Origin of the sequence: Streptomyces sp. NPDC001985, assembly GCF_040296845.1 — a bacterium.
Taxonomy (GTDB): Bacteria; Actinomycetota; Actinomycetes; order Streptomycetales; family Streptomycetaceae; genus Streptomyces.
On sequence record NZ_JBEOYB010000024.1, the window covers coordinates 46,762 to 65,618 of the forward strand.

General features: G+C 72.8%; 14 protein-coding genes. All 14 read left to right on the top strand.

The window, feature by feature from the left end; translation table 11 throughout:
• The first annotated feature begins 20 nt into the window (after window positions 1-20).
• The gene (locus tag ABT122_RS13345; protein WP_351549959.1) at window positions 21-1,001 is read left to right on the top strand and encodes a D-2-hydroxyacid dehydrogenase family protein; all 981 of its coding nucleotides are present in this window, start codon (window positions 21-23) and stop codon (window positions 999-1,001) included.
• Window positions 1,002-1,633: 632 nt separating this feature from the next.
• Window positions 1,634-3,484 carry a phage tail sheath C-terminal domain-containing protein gene (locus tag ABT122_RS13350; protein WP_351549962.1) on the top strand — a complete coding sequence of 617 codons (1,851 nt, stop codon included), beginning with the start codon at window positions 1,634-1,636 and terminating at the stop codon, window positions 3,482-3,484.
• A gap of 29 nt (window positions 3,485-3,513) precedes the next feature.
• Window positions 3,514-4,038: a phage tail protein gene (locus ABT122_RS13355; RefSeq protein ID WP_351549965.1), complete on the top strand. Its 525-nt coding sequence runs from the start codon at window positions 3,514-3,516 to the stop codon at window positions 4,036-4,038.
• A 41-nt stretch (window positions 4,039-4,079) separates the two neighbouring features.
• Entirely contained in the window at window positions 4,080-4,826 is a 747-nt protein-coding gene (locus ABT122_RS13360; protein WP_351550072.1) for a hypothetical protein, read from the top strand.
• Window positions 4,819-5,547: a hypothetical protein gene (locus tag ABT122_RS13365; RefSeq protein WP_351549968.1), complete on the top strand. Its 729-nt coding sequence runs from the start codon at window positions 4,819-4,821 to the stop codon at window positions 5,545-5,547. The genes ABT122_RS13360 and ABT122_RS13365 overlap by 8 nt, the downstream gene beginning before the upstream one ends.
• On the top strand, window positions 5,544-6,350 hold the full coding sequence (locus ABT122_RS13370; protein ID WP_351549970.1) for a Pvc16 family protein: 807 nt from the start codon (window positions 5,544-5,546) through the stop codon (window positions 6,348-6,350). The genes ABT122_RS13365 and ABT122_RS13370 overlap by 4 nt, the downstream gene beginning before the upstream one ends.
• A 540-nt stretch (window positions 6,351-6,890) precedes the next feature.
• Window positions 6,891-8,708 (top strand): ATP-binding protein, encoded by a 1,818-nt coding sequence (locus tag ABT122_RS13375; RefSeq protein WP_502976138.1) that lies wholly within the window; start codon window positions 6,891-6,893, stop codon window positions 8,706-8,708.
• The gene (locus tag ABT122_RS13380) at window positions 8,699-9,043 is read left to right on the top strand and encodes a hypothetical protein (protein WP_351549976.1); all 345 of its coding nucleotides are present in this window, start codon (window positions 8,699-8,701) and stop codon (window positions 9,041-9,043) included. Before ABT122_RS13375 ends, ABT122_RS13380 begins: the two co-directional genes overlap by 10 nt.
• Window positions 9,040-15,501, top strand: a complete 6,462-nt coding sequence (locus ABT122_RS13385) for an eCIS core domain-containing protein (RefSeq protein ID WP_351549979.1) — start codon at window positions 9,040-9,042, stop codon at window positions 15,499-15,501. Before ABT122_RS13380 ends, ABT122_RS13385 begins: the two co-directional genes overlap by 4 nt.
• Before the next feature lie 25 nt (window positions 15,502-15,526).
• Window positions 15,527-16,120: a hypothetical protein gene (locus tag ABT122_RS13390; RefSeq protein ID WP_351549981.1), complete on the top strand. Its 594-nt coding sequence runs from the start codon at window positions 15,527-15,529 to the stop codon at window positions 16,118-16,120.
• Window positions 16,120-16,794, top strand: coding sequence for a hypothetical protein (locus ABT122_RS13395; protein ID WP_351549984.1), 675 nt, complete (start codon window positions 16,120-16,122; stop codon window positions 16,792-16,794). Before ABT122_RS13390 ends, ABT122_RS13395 begins: the two co-directional genes overlap by 1 nt.
• A complete protein-coding gene (locus tag ABT122_RS13400) occupies window positions 16,791-17,147 on the top strand; it encodes a LysM peptidoglycan-binding domain-containing protein (RefSeq protein ID WP_351549987.1) in 357 nt (118 codons plus the stop codon). The genes ABT122_RS13395 and ABT122_RS13400 overlap by 4 nt, the downstream gene beginning before the upstream one ends.
• A complete protein-coding gene (locus ABT122_RS13405; protein ID WP_351549990.1) occupies window positions 17,137-18,276 on the top strand; it encodes a hypothetical protein in 1,140 nt (379 codons plus the stop codon). Before ABT122_RS13400 ends, ABT122_RS13405 begins: the two co-directional genes overlap by 11 nt.
• A gap of 30 nt (window positions 18,277-18,306) precedes the next feature.
• Window positions 18,307-18,831, top strand: a complete 525-nt coding sequence (locus tag ABT122_RS13410; protein WP_351549993.1) for a phage baseplate assembly protein V — start codon at window positions 18,307-18,309, stop codon at window positions 18,829-18,831.
• Window positions 18,832-18,857: the final 26 nt, after the last annotated feature.

The window sequence follows — 18,857 nt, forward strand, 5'->3', positions numbered from 1 at the left end:
CTAGGCTCCGCGTCATCCGAGTGACTGTGGGGGTAAGCGTGACCGGGCTGCACTGCGCCGTACTGGACGACTATCAGGGTGTCGCCCACTCCCTGGCCGACTGGGACGGGCTCGCCCCCCGGGTCACGACACGGTTCCTCCCGACCCACTTCACCTCGCGGGACGCCCTCGTCGACGCCGTCGGCCACTGCGAGATCCTGGTCGTCATGCGGGAACGGACGCCCTTTCCGGAGGAGTTGTTCGCCCGGCTGCCCCGGCTGCGGCTGCTGATCACCTCCGGTATGCGCAACGCCTCCATCGATCTGGAGGCCGCGGCCCGGCACGGGGTCACGGTCTGCGGCACGGCCAGCAGCTCCGAGCCGCCCGCCGAGCTGACCTGGGCCCTGATCCTGGGGCTCGCCCGTCAGGTGGTGCCGGAGAACAGCGCGCTGCGGACGGGCGGTCCCTGGCAGCAGACCCTGGGAGCCGATCTGCACGGGCGGCGCCTCGGCCTGCTGGGCCTGGGGCGGATCGGCGGGCGGGTGGCCCGGGTCGGAGCCGCCTTCGGGATGGAGGTGGCGGCCTGGAGCCGGAACCTCACCCCGGAGCGGGCCTCCGAGCACGGGGCGGTGGCGGTGGCCACCAAGGAGGAGCTGCTGGAGACCAGCGACTTCGTCTCGGTGCATCTGGTGCTGAGCGACCGCACCCGGGGGCTGGTGGGCGAGGCCGAGCTGCGGCGGATGCGCGCCGGCGCGTATCTGGTCAACACCTCCCGCGCGGCGATCGTCGACCAGGAGGCGCTGCTGCGGGCGCTGCGCGAGGGCTGGATCGCGGGGGCGGGCTCGGATGTGTTCGAGACGGAGCCGCTGGACGCGGCCGATCCGCTGCGCTCGGCACCCAACTTCCTGGCCCTGCCGCATCTGGGGTATGTGACCCGGCGCAACTACGAGGGGTACTTCGGGCAGGCGGTCGAGGACATCGCGGCGTATCTCGCCGGGGAGCCGGTACGGGTCCTGGGCTGAGCCCGGGCCCGGAGGCACGCCCCCCCCCGGAGGCCGCGCACCGACCCGGGTGGCCGCCTCCCCCGCGCCGGTGCGCGGTCCATCGACGCCCGGAGCGGGGTCCGGCGCGTCCGCCGCGACGGGTCAGCGGCGCTCCGGGGCGGCGGCGGGCCGGGCGGGACGCCCCCACGGCGCGCGAGGGCGCGGAGCGCCGGGGAGCCGGCGGAGCCCGCGCCCCCGCACGGACCACCGGCGGGGCGCAAGGCTCCGGTCCGTTCCCGGCGCCGTTCGGCGCATTCTCCGCGCCGTGGCCAGTTCTCCTGTGAAGCACCGGTGAATTCACCTCCCTATTCGTCCTGTTGCACGTTCCTGACCAGACGAGACACCTGCCACAGACATACGCGGGAAATGATCAATGGCTTGTCCGAAACGTCATCTTGACCGGTAACGGGATACGGGCAGAGACTCGCAGAGGAACTCATGCATCAGGAGCCACAGGCACACACGCAAGCCGATGGCCCGGCGAAACCGATATCGCGCGGGGCGTGTGGCGTTGGGATCTTCGAAGAGCCCGCAACCTGCATTCGAGAATTGCGTTCAATCTCTTCACCATCCCTCCCCATCTCTTGGTGCGCGGAGGGAATGGAGGGGGAATGCCTACGCACATGGGTTATCCCGGTGTGTACATCGAAGAACTTCCCAGCAGCGTCCGTACCATCGCCTCGGTCAGCACCTCGGTGGCCGCGTTCGTGGGGCACACCCGCAGGGGCCCGCTCAACCGGCCCGTCCGGGTCACCGGTTTCGCCGACTTCGAGCGCCGCTTCGGCGGGCTCACCGCCCGCGGCGCCGTCGGTCACGCGGTCCACCAGTTCTTCGGCAACGGCGGCGCCGTCGCGGTGATCGTCCGGGTGACCAGGGCCGGCACCGGCGAGGCGGCCCATGTCACCCTCGGCTCCACCGAGGGGCACAGCGAGTGCCCGGTGCTGGCGGTGCGCGCCAAGGAGCCCGGCGCCTGTGGCTCGGGGCTGCGGGTCGCCGTCGGCCACGACACCCCCACCCCGGACAAGACCTTCGATCTGCGCGTCCTCGACGCGCACGGCGGCCCCGGCGAGACCTTCACCGGTCTGTCGATGGAGACCGGGCACGCCCGCTTCGTGGAGACGGTCGTCAACGCGGGCTCCGCGCTGGTCCGGGTCGAGGCGCTCGACGAGGGCCGTCCCGACCCCTCGGGGACGGTCTCCAAGCCCTTCGCCGACCCCCTCCCCGACACGGGAGTCGACCTGGTGGTCAAGATCGGCGAGGTGGAGCGCGAGTTCACCCTCCACGACCCCGCCGAGGACGGCGAGCCGCCGTCCACCGTCACCGAACTCGCCCTGCTGCTGGAGCGGAAGCTGCGCGCCCTGCCCGACGCCCCGGGCCATCACGCGTACGCGGGCGCCGAGGTCACCGCCTTCGGCCGGCGCCTCCAGGTCGTCGCCGGGTCCACCGACCCCGGCGACGTGGTGCGTTTCGTCGGGGAGTGCGCCAACGACCTGGGCCTGGAGGGCTCCGTCAACCCGCCCGTCCTCCCGCTCACCGGCGGCCGGGACGGCGAGCCGCCGGGGCCCGCCGACCTCATCGGCAGCGAGGCGGGCAGGACCGGCGTCCAGGCGCTGCGGGACGCCGAGGACATCGGTCTGCTCGCGCTCCCCGAACTCGCGGGGTACGAGTCCGTCGACGACATCCTCACCGTGGTCTCCGCCGCCGACCAGCTCTGCCGGGACCGGCGGATCTTCCAGCTCGTGGACGCGCCCGCGGCCTGGGGCAGCGTGGACGCGGCACGGGCCGGGATCGGCGCCTTCGACTCCGTGCGCAGCGACCACGCGGCGCTGTACTTCCCGCAGGTGCGGCTGACCGACCCGCTCACCGGCCGGCTGCGCGACTTCCCGCCGTCGGGTGCCGTCGCCGGCGTCATCGCCCGCACGGACGGCGAACGCGGGGTGTGGAAGGCCCCGGCCGGCACCGACGCACGGCTCACCGGGGTCCGCTCGCTGAGCGTCTCCCTCACCGACCGGGAGAACGGACAGCTCAACCCGCTGGGGGTGAACTGTCTGCGCTCCTTCCCGGTGGCGGGACCCCTGGTGTGGGGGGCGCGCACCCTCAGGGGCGCCGACGGCCTCGACAGCGCATGGGCGTACGTGCCGGTGCGCCGGCTCGCGCTCCATATCGAGGAGAGCCTCCACCGGGGTCTGCGCTGGGTGGTGTTCGAACCCAACGGCGAACAGCTGTGGCAGCAGATCCGGCTCAATGCCTCCTCGTATCTCAACAATCTCTTCCGGCAGGGCGCTTTCAAGGGCGGCACACCCCGCGAGGCCTACTTCGTCCAGTGCGACAGAAATACAACGACCCCCGATGACATCGAACGCGGGGTCGTCAATGTCGTGGTCGGAATCGCACCGGTCAGACCCGCGGAGTTCGTCATCGTACGGATTCAGCAGGTCGCCGCGGAGTCCGCCCAGTCCTGACCGACGGAAGAGGATGACGAAGGAATCAGATGGCCGAGTTCCAGGTCAACGCCCACCGTTTCGACCCCTACAAGAATTTCAAGTTCCTGGTCCTGTGGGACGGCCGGACCGTTGCCGGCGTCAGCAAGATCAGTCCGCTCAAGCGCACCACCGAGGTGGTCAAGCACCGCAACGGCGGGGACCCCAGTTCACCCCGGAAGTCCCCCGGCCGCTCGGAGTTCGAGGGGGTCACCCTGGAGCGCGGGGTCACCCACGATCCGGAGTTCGACCGCTGGGCCAACAAGGTCTGGCAGGTCGGCGCGGGGCTCGGTTCGGAGGTCTCGCTGCGGGACTTCCGGAAGGACATCATCATCCAGGTCCTCAACGAGGCCGGCCAGGTGGCCGTCTCGCACCGGCTGTACCGGGCCTGGGTGAGTGAGTACCAGGTCCTCGGCGAGCTGGACGCCAACGCCAACGCGGTCGCGATCCAGAGCGTGAAGCTCGAATGCGAGGGCTGGGAGCGCGACTACGAGGTGGAGGAGCCGGCCGAGCCCTCGTTCACCCACCCGGCGTGAACACCACTCGCGGGCCGGAGCGGACGCCCGGGGTCCCGGCGGTGACGCCCACGGGTCCCGCGCAGCTCCTCGCCGCCTGGGAGGCGGGGCTCGGGCACCCTCCGGAGGAGCGTTCCCGGCTGCTGCACCGGGCGGCCCGCCCCGGCGCCGCCGACGGCGAACTGCTGTCGGCGCCCGTGGGCGAGCGGGAGGCCGATCTGTTCGCGCTGCGCCGCGCGCTGTTCGGGGAGCGCATGCGGGTGCGCGCCGAGTGCGGCGGCTGCGGCGAGGCGATGGAGTTCGACCTCGGCACCGGGCCGCCGGGCGCCGCCGCGCCGGTGCGGCGAGGGCCGCTGCGGGTGACGGAAGGCGAGTGGAGCATCGAGTTCCGGCTGCCCACTCCGGCCGATCTCGCGGCGGCGGGAGCGGCGCCCGACCCGGCGGGCGCCCGCCGGCTGCTGCTGGCCCGCTGCACCGTGTCGGCGGTACGGGGCGGGGTGGCCCTGGCCCCGGAGCGGCTGGCCGCCGAGCTGCCGCCGGAGGTGGGGCGGCGGCTCGCCGAGGCCGCCGAGGAGGCCGACCCGGCGGCCGGGGCGACCCTGCGGGTGACCTGCCCCGAGTGCGGCGCGAGCACCCCGGCCGAGCTGGACATCTCCTCCTTCCTCTGGGCCGAACTCGACCACTGGGCGCGGGATCTGCTGCTCGATGTCCATCTGCTCGCCTCCGCCTACGGGTGGAGCGAGCCGGAGATCCTGGCGCTCAGCCCGCTGCGGCGGCGCCACTATCTGGAGCTGTGCGCGGATGGCTGACTACTTCGACCGGCTGCTCGCCCGGTACACCCCGAGGGGCGCGCCCCGGGACGCGGTCCGGGTGCGGCCCCGGCTGCCCGGGCCCTTCGAGCGGGCCGAGGCGGTGCGGTCGGCTCCGCCCGCGCCGGACGAGCCCGCGTCCCTGGTTCCCGCCGGACCGCCGCCCGCTCCGGCCGGGCCGGAGCAGCCGCTCCCGGCCGGGGGCGAGGTGCGGACGGAGCGGCTCACCGTCGTCCGCACGGAGGCGGCCCTGCCCCCGGACGCCGAGGAGGCCGGCCGCCGGGCACCGTTCCGCACCGTGGCCGCGGAGCCCTCCCCGGCGCCGGCCGCGGGTGAGCGGGCGCCGGGGCCCCCGGACGAGCCCGTCCCCGCGCGGCGGCGCGGCGCTCCCGGCCCGTCCGCCGGAGCGCGGCCACCCGCCCCCGCGCCACCGGTGCCCGTCGCGGTGCCCGTGGCCGCCCGGGCCGCCCTGCCTCTCCGTACGCGCACCGGCGGTGTCCCGGCGGGCCGCGCCGCACCGCCGGGCGGCACCGGACGGCGCGCTCCCCGCCCCGCCGAGCCCGTGGTGCACATCCGGATCGACCGGCTGGAGGTGAGCGCGGCACCGCCGCCGGGCGCGGGCCGCCTCTCCGGTGACCGCGCCGGCCACCCCGGGCGGCGCGCGCCCGCGCTGACGCTCGACGACTATCTGGCGCGCGGCGAGGGGCGGGAGAGGCCATGAGCAACGCCCTCGCGGTCGCGACGGTCACCCAGGCGCTGGCCCTGCTGATCGAGAGCAATCTGGGGCCCGAGATGGACATCGCGGTGAAGGTGGAGACCCGCAGGCCCCCGGCCGAGCCGCCCGCCGAGCCGACCGTCAATGTCTTCCTCTACCAGGTCGCGCCGAACGCCTCCCTGCGCCACCACGACCTGCCCACCCGGACGGCGGACGGCACTCTGGTCAACCGGCCGTCGGCGCCGCTGGATCTGCACTATCTGATCAGCGCGTACGGGGAGGAGGCGGAGCTGGTCGGGCAGCGGCTCATCGGGTGCGTGGTGCGCACCCTGCACGAGATCCCGGTGCTGCCGAGGGAGTTGATCGAACTGGCGGCGGAGCGGCCCCATCTGGCGGGCAGCGATCTGGGCCGGTCGGCGCAGCGGGTGCGGTTCACGCCCACGGTGATGGACGTCGACGAGACGTCGAAGCTGTGGGGGATGCTCCACCAGACGCCGTACACCCTGTCGGTGGCGTACCAGGCGACCCTGGTGCTGATCGAGGGCCGCGAACGGCCCGCCCCGGCGAAGCCGGTGGAGCACCGCACGGTACGGGCGCTGCCGTTCGGATCCCCCGGTGCCCCGGTGCCGACGGGCTCCCCCGCCGATCCGCCGCCCGCTCCGGCTCCCGCGTCTGTTCCCGCGCGCGCCCGGGGGCGGGCCGCCGCCCCGCCCCCCGCGAAGAAGACGGCCCGCCGGTCCCCGTCCCCGTCCAGGTCCCGGTCCCGCCGGGCCACCGGACCGGGCGCCGCGGACGGCAAGGAGAGCTGAGGCGCGATGCGCGACACGGGGGCGGGCACGGCGGACGGCGGCGCGCTGTCCGCCGCGATCGCGGCGGTGCTCGCCCGGGTGGACGCGCACGCGTCCCGCGCGGGCGGCGGTACGGCGGAGGGTGCGGGCGCGCCCGGGGACGCCGGGGAGCCCGGCGCGCGGACAGCGGGGGAATCCGGCGGAACCGGCCCCCGGCCCGGCGGGCCCGCCGGGCGGGAAGCGGGGCGGCCGTCCACCGGGGCGACCGGGCCCGGCGGCGGGCGCGGGGGCGGGGGCGGGGTGGCCGGGGCAGGCCGTGCGCCGGGGGCCGGGGCAGGTGCGACCGCAGAGACGGCAGAGGCCGCACCGGGGGCAGCGGCCGGCGGCAGGCCCTCCCCCAAGGCACGGGAGCCGGGCTCACCGAGCGCGCGAGCGGCCGGGGCCGGTGCGACCGCAGAAACGGCAGGCGCCGCACCGGGGGCAGCGGCCGACGGCGGACCCTCCCCCAAGGCACGGAAGCCGGGCTCAGCGGGCGCGCGAGCGGCCGGGGCCGCCGGGCCGGTGGCGGAGCCCCCCGTTCCCGGCACGCTCGCCGCCCTCGCCTCCTGTTTCGGTCTGACACCCTTCGAGTGCGGGATCGTCCTGCTCACCGCCGCCGTGGAGCTGGAGCCCACCGCGGGCGGGCGGTGCGCGGCGGCGAGCGGGCACCCGGAGCGGACGCACGCCACCTTCTCGCTCGCCCTCGCCGCGCTCCCCGATCCGCACTGGAGCGCCCTGACCCCGGTCGGCCCGCTGCGCCGCTGGCGGCTGATCGAGCTGGACGACGAGTCCCGGCTCACCACCTCGCGGCTCCGGCTCGACGAGCGCGTCCTGCACTTTCTGGCCGGCTCCCCTTATCTGGACGCCCGGCTGCACGGACTGCTGCGGCGCACGGTGCCGCCGCCCTCGCTCCCCTCCTCGTACGAGGACGCGGCGGGCCGGGTCGCGGCGGGCTGGCAGGGGTCCGGGGGGCGTGCCCCGCTCCGGGTGGAGCTGGTCGGCGGGGATCTGCGCTCACGCGCCGACATCGCCGCCGACGCCGCGCGCCGCTGCGGCCTCGGGCTGTACGCGATGGCCGCCGACGACCTCCCCGCCGACCCCGCCGAGCGCGACCGGCTGACCCGGCTGTGGCAGCGGGAGGCGATTCTGCTGCCCGCCGCCCTGCTGGTGGAGGCCGGCGACGACCTGGAGCGCGACCGGGCCGCGGCGACGGACGCGTTCGTCGAGAGCGCCGCCGTGCCCCTCGTCGTGTCGAGCCCCGGCCCCCGGCGGACCGGGCGCCCGCGCGGTGAGCGGGTGACCGTGCCGGACCTCGGCCCCGAGGAGCAGCTCGGGGTGTGGGAGGACGCCTTCGCCGCCGTACCGGAGATGTCCCGGCGGCAGCTCAAGGACCTGGTGGCGCAGTTCTCGCTGCCACCGCATCTGATCCGCGCCGCCGGCGCGGCCGTCGCCCGGGATCTGCCCGGCGCCGCGGAGCCGGACCCGGCCGCTCTGGCGTGGCGGGCCGGTCTCGCGGAGGCCCGGGTGGGCATGGACGAGCTGGGCCGCAGGATCGAACCGCGCGCGTCCTGGGACGATCTGGTGCTGGCCGGGCGGCAGTCGCGGATTCTCCGCGAGATCGTGGCGCATGTGCGGCGGCGCGCCACCGTCTACCAGGAGTGGGGTTTCGCGGCGACGCTGCGGCGCGGCCTCGGGGTCACCGCGCTGTTCGCGGGCGGCTCGGGCACGGGAAAGACGCTCGCCGCCGAGGTGATGGCGCGGGAGCTGGGGCTGGATCTCTTCGTCATCGACCTGTCCCAGGTGGTCAGCAAGTACATCGGTGAGACCGAGAAGAATCTGCGCCGGGTCTTCGACGCGGCCGAACGCGGGGGCGCGCTGCTGCTGTTCGACGAGGCGGACGCCCTGTTCGGCAAGCGCAGTGAGGTCAGGGACAGCCATGACCGGTACGCCAATCTGGAGGTCAGCTATCTGCTGATGCGGATGGAGGCGTACCGGGGGCTCGCCGTCCTGACGACCAATATGAAGCAGGCGCTGGACACCGCCTTTCTGCGGCGTATCCGCTTCGTCGTCGATTTCCCGTTCCCCGGGGAGGGCGAACGGGCGGAGATCTGGCGCCGGGTGCTGCCCGCGCGGGCCCCGGTGAAGGGGATCGACTGCGGGCTGCTGGCCCGGCTGACCGTGGCGGGCGGCTCGATCCGCAATATCGCGCTGTCGGGCGCGTTCCTCGCGGCGGAGGAGGGCGACCGGCTCCAGATGCGGCACATGCTGGAGGCGGCGCGCACCGAGTATCTGAAGCTGGACCGCTCCCTGACCCCCTCGGAGGTCCACGGATGGGTCTGAACGAGGTTCCGCGCGCGCCACGGGCCGAGGTCCGGGTGGAGATCGGCACGCTGGTGCTCGGCGGTTTCGGGCGGCTGGACCCGGAGCGGGTGTCGGAGGCGTTCCAGCGGGAGCTGTCCCGGCTGGTACGGGAGCGGGGGGTCCCGCTCGCGGGGGACGGGGACCGGGCGCTGGAGGCCCTGTCGGGTCTGCCGCCGCTGCCCGCGACGGCGTCCCCCGCGCGGCTGGGCGAGGCGCTGGCGCGCGCGGTGCACTCGGGGCTCTCGGGGCTCTCGGAACTCCCGGCTCCCCCGGACCCGTCGGGCCTCCCCGGCCCGCGGGGTGACCCGCGATGAGCGCGCCGCCCGCCGCCGCGCGGGACGACCGGTCCGCCCGCGCCGAGCGCCGGCGCAGGCTCCGGGAGCGGGCCGCCTCCCGGGCACCGGAGCCGAAGAACATCGTCAGCGGCGCGGGCCAGCCCCTCGACACCGGCGTGCGGAGGGAGCTGGAGGAGCGGCTCGGCCACGATCTGAGCCGGGTGCGGCTGCACACGGACCGGGACGCGGGCGCGCTCACCGAGTTGCTGGGCGCCGACGCGGTCGCGGTGGGCGCGGAGATCTTCTTCCGTGAGGGCGCCTACCGGCCGGGCACGGCGGACGGACTGCGGCTGCTGGCGCATGAGTTGCTGCACACGGTCCAGAACCCGGACGGTCTGGGTGCCCTGCGGGCCGGGCGGGACCTGGGGGCGGTGAGCCTGCCCCAGCAGGAGGTGGAGCGCGAGGCGGAGTCGGCGGCGCTCGGGCTCGTACGGTCCGGGGAGCCGGAGGCCGCCCCGGAGGCGGTCGCTCCGGGGCGGGCCACGCCGGGGTGGCTGCGGTACGCGACGGTGGACGCGGACCGCACCCGTGCGGAGCGGCTCGATCCGGCGACGCTGGTGGACCGGCTGGCCAACGGGGTGCTGCGCTCACTGCGCGGCGACCCGGCGGATCTGTCGGGCCGGGTGCGGCTGCGACTGGCCCAGTTCTCGCCCCGGTTGCAGGACTCGGTGCTGGGCGCCCTGGAGCACCGGCTGCTCACCCCCGAGTACGACCGTCTTCTCGACCTGGCGGACCGGGCTGCGGACACCGGTCCGCTCGGGCTCCAGCCGGCCGGGGTGCCGGAGCCGGAGACCGACCTCCTGGAGGAGCTGGGGGTCGAACGGGTCCGCCGGCGCCGCGAGCGGACCGCCGGCCGCGCCTTTGCCGACCGGCGCGACGAGGACGCCCGCGAGGAACGCGGGGACGCCGGGGCCCGGGACGAGCGGCAGGCGTCCGAGCGGAGCCGGGCGCGCTCGGACGCGGAGTACGAGGGCGCCGAGGCGGCCCGGCGCACCGAGCAGGAGGACGAGCGCGCCCGGTCCCGGGAGCGGTCCGATGAGGAACAGCGGCAGGAGGAGGAGAAGCAGGCGGGCTCCCGGGCGCGGGGCGACGAGGTCTCGGATGAGCGGGCCCGGGGACAGCGGGAGACCGCCGGGCGGGCGGAGGAGGACGGGGACCGGCCGGGCACTCCCGGGGCCGACGAGCGCGAACGCCGGGACAGCGCGACCCGCCCGGCCGCCGGCTCCCGCCCCGAGCCCCTCGCCCCGAAGGCGGAGCCCCGCCCCGGGCCCGTACGCCCGGAACGGGTGGACGAGCGCGCGGAACAGCCGGACAGCGCCCTCTCGGAGCACGGCCTGCACGAGAAGGACGAGGCCGCGGGCGAACCGCTGGAGGCGGAGAGGCCACTGGGGCTGGAGCCGGGGGCGGGGGACGAGATCGGCGGCGGGGAGGGCGGGGGCGCGGGCGCGGGCGGGGTGCGGACGGCTCCCGGCGCGGCGGCCGAGGTCGAGCTGAAGCCCGAGGACTATCTGCCGGAGACGGATCTGGATCTGTCGTCCGTGCCGACCGCGGAGGGGATGGCACCGGGGGACACTCCCCCGCCGCTGCCCGTTTTCCCCGCACCGCCCCCGACCCGGGCGGAGCGGATCGAGCGGCAGCGGGAGAGCGAGGCCCGGGAGGAGGACGAGGACGGTCCGGGACCCGAGGCGCGGGCACCGGGCGAGGACGTGGGTCCGGTGGAGGGTGAGGCTCCGCGGCCCGAAGGGGGGCCGGTCGCGGAGGCCCGGGATCGCGGGGTCCGCGAACTCCGGGCCGAGCGACCGGTCGACCAGGAGATCGGACCCAATCCGGGGACGGTGGACAGGGAGCGGCAGGAACCGGAGCCCGAGCGCCGGGAGCCGGGCGCGGCGGACACCGAACGGAAGCCGGACGAAGAGCCGGACGAACAGCGGGAGGAGCCCGGCGCCCGGCCGTCGCGGGACGCCGCCGGGGAGCGGCCGGAATCCGCGTCCGCCTCGCCGGCGCGCCCCGCGGGCGCGCAGCCCCGGCCGGAACCGGTCGAGGACCGCGGCCCCTCCCCCGCCGCGGGGCGTGACGCGGAGCCCCCGAAGCCCGAGCGGGAGGCGCCCGCGCCGAGGAGCGGTATCCCGGGGGAGACCGGTTCCGGGGCGAGTGCCCGCTCTCCGGTCGGCGGCCGCGAGCCGGTGGGGCCCACCGCGGCGGCGGGACCGGGGGCGGCCCCGTCGGCCGCCCGTTCGGGGGTGAGTCCGGCCGGTGAGCCCAGCGCCGGCCACGGCAGCCCGGCACCCGAGGCGTCGCTGGAGAAGGACGGCGGTGGCTGTGCCCCGCCGGAGCCGTCGGCGGAGAAGAACGAGGGGAAGGACGAGGGGAAGGACGAGGGGAAGGGCGGCTGCGGCGGGGGCGGGGGCGGCGGGGAGACCGCCGAGGAGAAGCCGGCCGAGCCGCCCGATGTCTCGGCGCGGGAACCGGGGGCCGCCGTCGCCACCGTGGGCGCCCTCGCCCCGGATGTGGCCGCCGCCGCGATGCCGGGGGTGGAACGGGCGGCGGACCGGAAGGTCGGCGAGGAGCAGCGGCGGCTGGAGGCCGATCCGCCGACGCGGGAGCGGCCCTCGGGCGCACCCCGTACGCGATCGGGTCCGCCCGGGGCGGCGGCGCCCGCCGCCCCGGTGTCCGGGAAGGTCGAGCGGATCGGGCCCGAGGACCAGGGCGGGAAGCAGCGGGCGAAGGGCGGCGAGAAGGCCCGGGGGCAGCGGCCCACCGACAGCACTTCGGCGCCGTCGGTCCCGGCGTCGGGCACGGAGCTGAGCGCCGAGGACGCGCGGAGCATCGACGCGGCGGCGGACGCGGTGCCCACGGTCGACCCCGAACTGCGCGACAAGACGGTGGGCCCGGCCCCGAAGATCAGGCTGGAGGGGGCGAGCGACCCCACGCGCACCGACGAGCAGGCGAAGGCGCTCCGCGAGAAGCAGTCCGAACTCCGGCGCACGGGGCGCGAGGACGCCGCCAAGCCGATGGGCGAGGACCAGATCTTCCCGGACGCGCCCCCGGAGCGGCTGACCGGAAGGGCCGCGGGCCGCGCGGGAGGGGCGGGCGGGCCGTCGGCGCCGGGGTCCGCCGCCGAGCCGGGAGTGGGCACGGTCGCCCAGCAGGAGCGCGGCCCGGAGCTGCGGTCGGCGGCCGGGCAGGCCCAGGGCGACCTGGGCACGAAGGAGCGGGAACACCGGCAGGGCGAGCAGCGGGCCGAGCGGGAGAAGCGGACCGGGATCGACGGCGAGATCGCCCGGAACGCGGAGCGGCAGGCGTCCGAGCGCGGCCGGGCGGCCGAGGAGGCCCGGCGCGAGCGCGCGTCCTGGCGCACCGAGCAGGACAGGAGGGCCGAGGACGCGGACCGGGACGCGGAGAAGGAGCACACCGACCGGAACAAGGAGATCGTCAAGGCCCGCGACGACAAGGACAAGGAGGTCGGCGACCGCAAGAACGCGGACAACGCGCGGATCGACGCGGAGCGCGAGAAGGCCGAGCGGGAAGCGGAGCGGAAGAAGGAGGAGAAGAAGCCATCGGGAGGCTTCTTCGGCTGGGTCGCCGACAAGGTGAAGAGCGCTTTCAACGCGATCCTGGAGGCGGTGACCGCGGTCTTCGACGCGGCGCGCAGGGCCGTCAACGGGATCATCGATACCTTCAAGGAGTGGGCGAACAAGGCGATCGACTTCGTCCGCGACCTCGCGATCAAGGCGATCGATCTGCTGGCGGATGTGCTGATCGCGATCGGCGATGTGCTGCTCGCGGCCTTCCCGGAGCTGCGGGACAGGTTCCGCGAGGCCATCGAGGGACTGCGGGACCGGGCGATCGCCGCGGTCGACCAACTGGCGGACGGCCTGAAGAAGGCCGTCAACACCCTGCTGGACGCGCTGGCCGCAGGCCTGAACACGCTTCTGGACGTGCTGGAGGCGGGCCTCAAGGCCGTCATCAAGGCCTATCAGGCGGTGATCCTGGGAGCGATCAGGTTCGCCCGGGCGGCGATCGCGGCGCTGGGGAAGTTCGCGGCGCTGATCGCCGATATCGCCCCGGACCCGGGTGGTTGGCTCCGGAAAGCGGGCGGCTCGGCGAAGGCGGGGATCACGGACCATCTGTGGGGCGCGGTCAAGACGGGCGTCAAGCGGTGGTTCGACACCAAGGTGGAGGGGATTCTCGGGCTGGGTAGGGCGGTGATCGATGTCCTGGTGAAGGGCTGTGTCTCGGTCAAGCAGATCGGGAGGATGGCGTGGGACGCGATCATCGCCTCGCTGCCGATGATGATCGCCTCGCTCGTGATCGAGAAGGTCGTCTCGATGCTGGTGCCGGCGGCCGGGGCGATTCTGACGATCGTCCAGGGGCTGATGGCGGCCTGGCAGAGCCTGAGTTCCATCCTCACGGCCTTCGGCAAGTTCTGGGCCTATCTGAGGGCGGTCCGGGCCGGGCCAGCGGCCTGCCTCTTCGCGGAGGCGGTCGCGGCGGGGATCGTCGCCCTGCTGGATTTCCTCACCAACTTCCTGATGATCCGTCTGGAGTCGGCGACCAAAGGTGTCGGGAAGCGCCTCAGGGCGATGTCCGAGAAGATCATGAACGGTCTGCGGAGGACGGGCCGGGGCGCGAGAAAGGCGGCGGGCGCCGCCGTCAACCGCGCCCGCGAGGCGGTGCGCAGGGCCCACCGGGCACTGAACAGGCCACCAGCGACCCCGAGACCCAGGGCGAAGCCGTCCCCCCCGCCGAAGTCACCGCCGAGGCCGAAGAAGCCGGCGACACCGAAGGAACCCGTGAAGTCCGCCGGTCACATCGGGAACTCCTCACGCGATATGGCCGCGGGCCAGAAGAGCAGCGCTCCCGGAGCGGCGGTGAAGCGGAAGGAGATCGACGGCCCCAAGCCGGTGAGACCAAGGAAGTCGAGGTCACCACTGAGTGCTGCCCTCAAGCGAGTGAAGTCCCGTCTCGCGTCGGCACTCAAAGGGTCGCGAAATGCGGCGAGAGGACTGGGGCGAAAGCTCAACAAGAGCACATCGGGCAAAGCGTTGAAGAACAGTGCGTCCAGGCTGCACAGAACCTTCGAGAAGAAACGGAGCAGCTGGCTCGACGACAAGAAGAAGCAGCAGGATCAAGAGCAAAGGAGACAGAACGACCGATCAAGAAAGGAAAGAGCACGGGAGTCCAAGGAGGAGAGACTCCGACGCACCGTCGCACGAATCAAACCCAGACTGACATCCCTGCTCGGTTCCGGAGTCAGGGACAGGGTCTTCCACGGCGTACTCACCGCCACTCGAATCTGGTACGGGCTCAGCGATCTACTGCGAACGAAAGGGTCATCCTTTGACGTCGTAGCAGCCCTGAACCCACGGCTGCCCGCCATCGAGCAAGGACGCGAATTGCGGGAGGAGGACTTCGAACGCCGCGTCATGGAGTACATCAGGTCCGCGCTCAGAGAAGCAGAAGGAGGAAAGGGAATCCTCAGCACGTATCTCCAGATGAAGAATGACAAGGGTTTCAAGAAAGCACCCAAGGAAAAAGAACACCAGTACAACACAGGATCAAGCGGATCGATCTCCATCACACGGATCAAGGGACCGGCCAGCGATCTCTCGGGGAAAATTGTCGTCCACCCGCACGAGAGCGAGTCCGGACCGGGCGACCTGGGCCCCTACTCCGCCATGGCGGATGCCTCCAGCGCGGCCGGTCTGGGCAGCAGCCTCGGTACTCACGGTCTGCAAATTCTCGCCAACGTGGATGATATGGCGGCATTTCCACATGGTCGCCAACTTCCCGCACAATTTGCGCTCACCAGAGCCATGGCGGAAGGGTTGCGAACGGGTGACTACATGCTCGCGGTGGCAGCGGCGGAACTGAGGCTCGTGGAGCTGGGCGAGCGGAGTCCGGATGACGTGCTGCGATCCGGGCCACTGGTGCAGACCGGAGCCAACCGGCTCACGAGCCCGATTCGGGGATTTCTCAACCGGACAGCGCAGAAGCTGAAGAAACTCAGCCAACTGCAAGGCGGGAAAATTATCAAACAGAAGAAAAAGCCGCTCACCCCCGAGCAGGTGGCGAAGGAACTCGATCTTGAGCTGAAAAAACTTGGCGAGGCGAACAGATCAGAGATCACCAACAGGGCCTGGCTGGCCAGAAAGGATAGAAAAGTCATCGGCCGGTCCCTCCAGGGAAAAGACATCTGGAATATTAAGCACAGCGATATCACCGCAGCAGAATACGCGATCGAGGAAGCGAAGCTGGGAACATCCGCCGGCGAACTGGGCAAGATGCGGCAGACCATTATCGACCTCTTATTGGCAGAGAATGTAATCACCACCGACCAACACAGGAGCAAGCGAATCGAAGACCTCGTGGAAGGAGTGGATAAATTGTTCGGCGACAGGGACTGGCTCATCAACACATACGGAGTCACCAAGTAGACCCACCGATGACCGGGACGGAAAGATGAACGAAAATCAGGAATCATACACCTCGCGCCGCCTGGTGCTCCGGGACTGGGGGGACGACGAGGCGATCCGCCTGGGCGAAAGTGGCGGCTGGCGAGTCCTCAGAAATGAATCATCGGAGAATCCGCTGGGAATCACTCGCACCATCACCTGGAGCCTCGCACCCGGCATCGCGCTCACTTATCTTGCGGATGGCCGGTCGGGGTGTTCCGTTCTGGTCGTGAGCGGCTCGCAGAAGGAAGCCGTACAGAGGTTCCAGAAGTCACTGGAAGAATCCCTGAACCCCTGGACCCTGGGCGAACTGACCACAACGATCGACAAGGCGCAAACGGTTCCAGAGATTCGCGCGGCCATCCTGAGAGCAGGAATCGGCTCCCCGCAGGAGTACAACAGAAAATTCTTCAAGCGAATCAACAGGGCCATGAGCAGCGATAATCCCGGGATTCGATTCTCCGGAATATGGGCAACAGCCTATTCACGCTGGCCCGAATTCCGGGAGGATCTTTCGAATATTGCGCAGAAAGATCCGGTGGAGTCCTTGAGGGTGGATGCGCGCATCATTCTCGACCACTACGACGACGGCAGGTCCTGATGACCCGCTACCCCGACCTCCCCAAACCCCTCCGCTCCGGCCTCATCCTCCTCGACCCCGACACCGGCACCCCCCGGCGCGTCATCGTCCTCCAGTTCAACCCCGACACCCTCGAACGCTCCCTCGCCCCCCAGTCCGCCGGCGACAGCGCCGACTCCGGCGGGGGAGGGAGCGGGAGCGGGGACCGGAATGAGGCGCTCAGGCTGAAGGGGCCCGCGCAGGAGACATGGAAGTTCACGGCCGAGATCGATGCCACCGATCAGTTCGAGGTGGCCGCGCCGGATGGGGTGCATCCGCAGCTCGCCGTGCTGGAGATGCTCGTGCAGCCGACCACCGCGCAGTTGCGGGAGGCGACCCGGCTGACCGAGCGGGGCGCCATCGAGATCAGTCCGATCGAGATGCCGCTGACGCTCTTCACCTGGGGCAGCAAGCGGGTGATGCCGGTGCGGATCACGGAACTCTCCGTCAACGAGTCGGCGTTCGACGTGGAGCTGAATCCGATCCGGGCCTCGCTCTCCATCGGGATGCGGGTGCTGTCGGTCAGCGATCTGCCGGCCGGGCACCGGGGGGCGGATCTGTACATGGCGCATCTGGCGCAGAAGGAGCGGCTGGCCGCCGCCGCGCGGGGCGGGCGGCTGGCGGAGCTGGGTCTCGGACGGGGGTTGCAGGCGTGATCGAGCCGTATGAGAGTGCGCTGGACGGGCTGCCGGGGTCGCATCCGTATCCACGGACCAGCCGGTACCACGACGCGGAGATCGGGGTGCACACCGGGCCGGACGGGAGACAGGTGCGGTACGTCAAGCGACGGCTGCTGCCGCCGCTGGAGACGGGCGGCGGGGAGGAGGGCGGCCGGCACACCGTCGGCGGCGGTGAGCGGTACGACCATCTGGGGCAGCGGTACTTCGGGGACCCGGGGCAGTGGTGGCGGATCGCCGACGCCAATCCGGTGCTCGACCCCGCCGAACTGACCGCCGAGCCGGGGCGCGTGATCACGATTCCTTCGTCGGGCGGCCACCATGGCCGATGAGCCGGTCGGGTCCGGGCCCGTGCGTCTCACCCTGCGGATGGGGCGGGGGCTGACCCGGCCGGTGCCGGCCGAGGTCGGCGAGGCGCTGCTGTCGGCGCAGATCACCAGCACCGCCGGGGAGCGCGGCGGCTTCCAGCTGGCCTTCGATCTCACCAAGAAGGGCGGGATCAGCCGGCGGCTGCTGCCCGATGGGTACTTCGACCCGAAGACCCGGGTGATCGTGACCCTCTCGGTCCGGGGGACCGAGACCGTGCTCCTGGACGGGCTGATCGTGCGCCAGGAGGTGGGGGCGAGCAACCGGCCCGGGCAGACCACCCTCACCGTCACCGGGGAGGATCTGACGCTGCTGATGGATCTGGAGGAGCGGACCGACCGCTATCCCAATCTCTCGCCCGCGCAGCGGGTGGAGCGGATTCTCGCCCGGTACAGCGGCTACGGGATCGAGGCCCGGATCATCCGCGAGCAGGTCCAGCAGCCGGCCCGCGAGCAGGTGCGGGTCGACTGCCAGACCGGGACCGATCTCCAGTATCTGAACGAGCTGGCCCGGGCCAACGGCTACACCTTCTGTCTCGAACCGGGTCCGGTGCCCGGCCGTTCGACGGCGTTCTGGGGGCCCGAGCAGCGGCTCGGCCTCAGGCAGCACGCGCTCAATGTGAACATGGACAGCCATTCGACCGTGGACCAGCTGACCTTCGCCTACGACGGTACGGCCAGGGAGGAGCCGCAGGCGCGGGTGCAGGACCCGAGGACCCGTGACGCACGGCTGCTGGCACAGCCCGACATCGGACCGCTGCGGCCCCCGCTGGGGCTGCGGGCGTCGCCCGCGCTCAAGCGCAGAACACTCTCCGGCACGGCGAAGAAGGAGCCGGGGCAGGCCGAGGCCGAGGCGCTGGCGCGGGCCGCGACCTCGGCGGACGCGATCTCCGGTTCGGGATCGCTGGATGTCACCCGGTACGGATATGTGCTGCGGCCCCGGGAGCTGGTCGGGGTGCGCGGCTCCGGGGTGACCTACGACGGGGACTACTACGTCAAGTCGGTGACCCACAACCTCCGCCCCGGTTCGTACCGGCAGAACTTCACGCTCTCCCGCGAGGGCCTGATCGCCCGGAGCGGGACCGTGCGTCCGTAGGGACGCGGCAGACCCACAGGAGCACTTGGTATGGCGGCAGCGAACAACCGCTTCCTCGGCAAGTTCCGGGGGCGGGTGACCGACAACAGAGATCCGCTCCGGCTGGGCCGGATCACGGCTCAGGTACCGGATGTGCTCGGTGACGAGGCGTCCACCTGGGCGCTGCCCTGTCTGCCGTTCACCGGGCGGCGGTCGGGGCAGTACGTGGTCCCGGAGGTGGGGACCGGGGTGTGGATCGAGTTCGAGCAGGGAGATCCGAGTTTCCCCGTGTGGACGGGGAGCTGGTACGGGGATGTCTCCGAGCTGCCGCCCCGGGCGAGCGCCGAACCGCCCTCCTCGCACCCGGTGGTGATCCGGACGCCGGGCGGTCATCAGCTGGTGCTGTCGGATCTGCCGGGCGGTACCGGGATTCTGCTGGAGGCCCGGGGCGGGGCGTATGTCCGGATCGACGACAGCGGCGTGACGATCTCCAACGGGCGCGGCGCGACGATCGTGCTGGACGGTGCCGAGGTGGACATCAACAACGGCCGGCTGATCGTGCCGGGGGCGTCATGAGCACAGGCACCTGCGCGGGCGCGGGC

Excerpts from the sequence above, each read along its gene's own strand:
- ABT122_RS13385 (WP_351549979.1), top strand. The coding sequence starts at position 9,040 with ATGAGCGCGCCGCCCGCCGCCGCGCGGGACGACCGGTCCGCCCGCGCC.
- ABT122_RS13405 (WP_351549990.1), top strand. The coding sequence starts at position 17,137 with ATGGCCGATGAGCCGGTCGGGTCCGGGCCCGTGCGTCTCACCCTGCGG.
- ABT122_RS13365 (WP_351549968.1), top strand. The coding sequence starts at position 4,819 with ATGGCTGACTACTTCGACCGGCTGCTCGCCCGGTACACCCCGAGGGGC.
- ABT122_RS13355 (WP_351549965.1), top strand. The coding sequence starts at position 3,514 with ATGGCCGAGTTCCAGGTCAACGCCCACCGTTTCGACCCCTACAAGAAT.
- ABT122_RS13350 (WP_351549962.1), top strand. The coding sequence starts at position 1,634 with ATGCCTACGCACATGGGTTATCCCGGTGTGTACATCGAAGAACTTCCC.
- ABT122_RS13395 (WP_351549984.1), top strand. The coding sequence starts at position 16,120 with ATGACCCGCTACCCCGACCTCCCCAAACCCCTCCGCTCCGGCCTCATC.
- ABT122_RS13390 (WP_351549981.1), top strand. The coding sequence starts at position 15,527 with ATGAACGAAAATCAGGAATCATACACCTCGCGCCGCCTGGTGCTCCGG.
- ABT122_RS13370 (WP_351549970.1), top strand. The coding sequence starts at position 5,544 with ATGAGCAACGCCCTCGCGGTCGCGACGGTCACCCAGGCGCTGGCCCTG.
- ABT122_RS13410 (WP_351549993.1), top strand. The coding sequence starts at position 18,307 with ATGGCGGCAGCGAACAACCGCTTCCTCGGCAAGTTCCGGGGGCGGGTG.
- ABT122_RS13380 (WP_351549976.1), top strand. The coding sequence starts at position 8,699 with ATGGGTCTGAACGAGGTTCCGCGCGCGCCACGGGCCGAGGTCCGGGTG.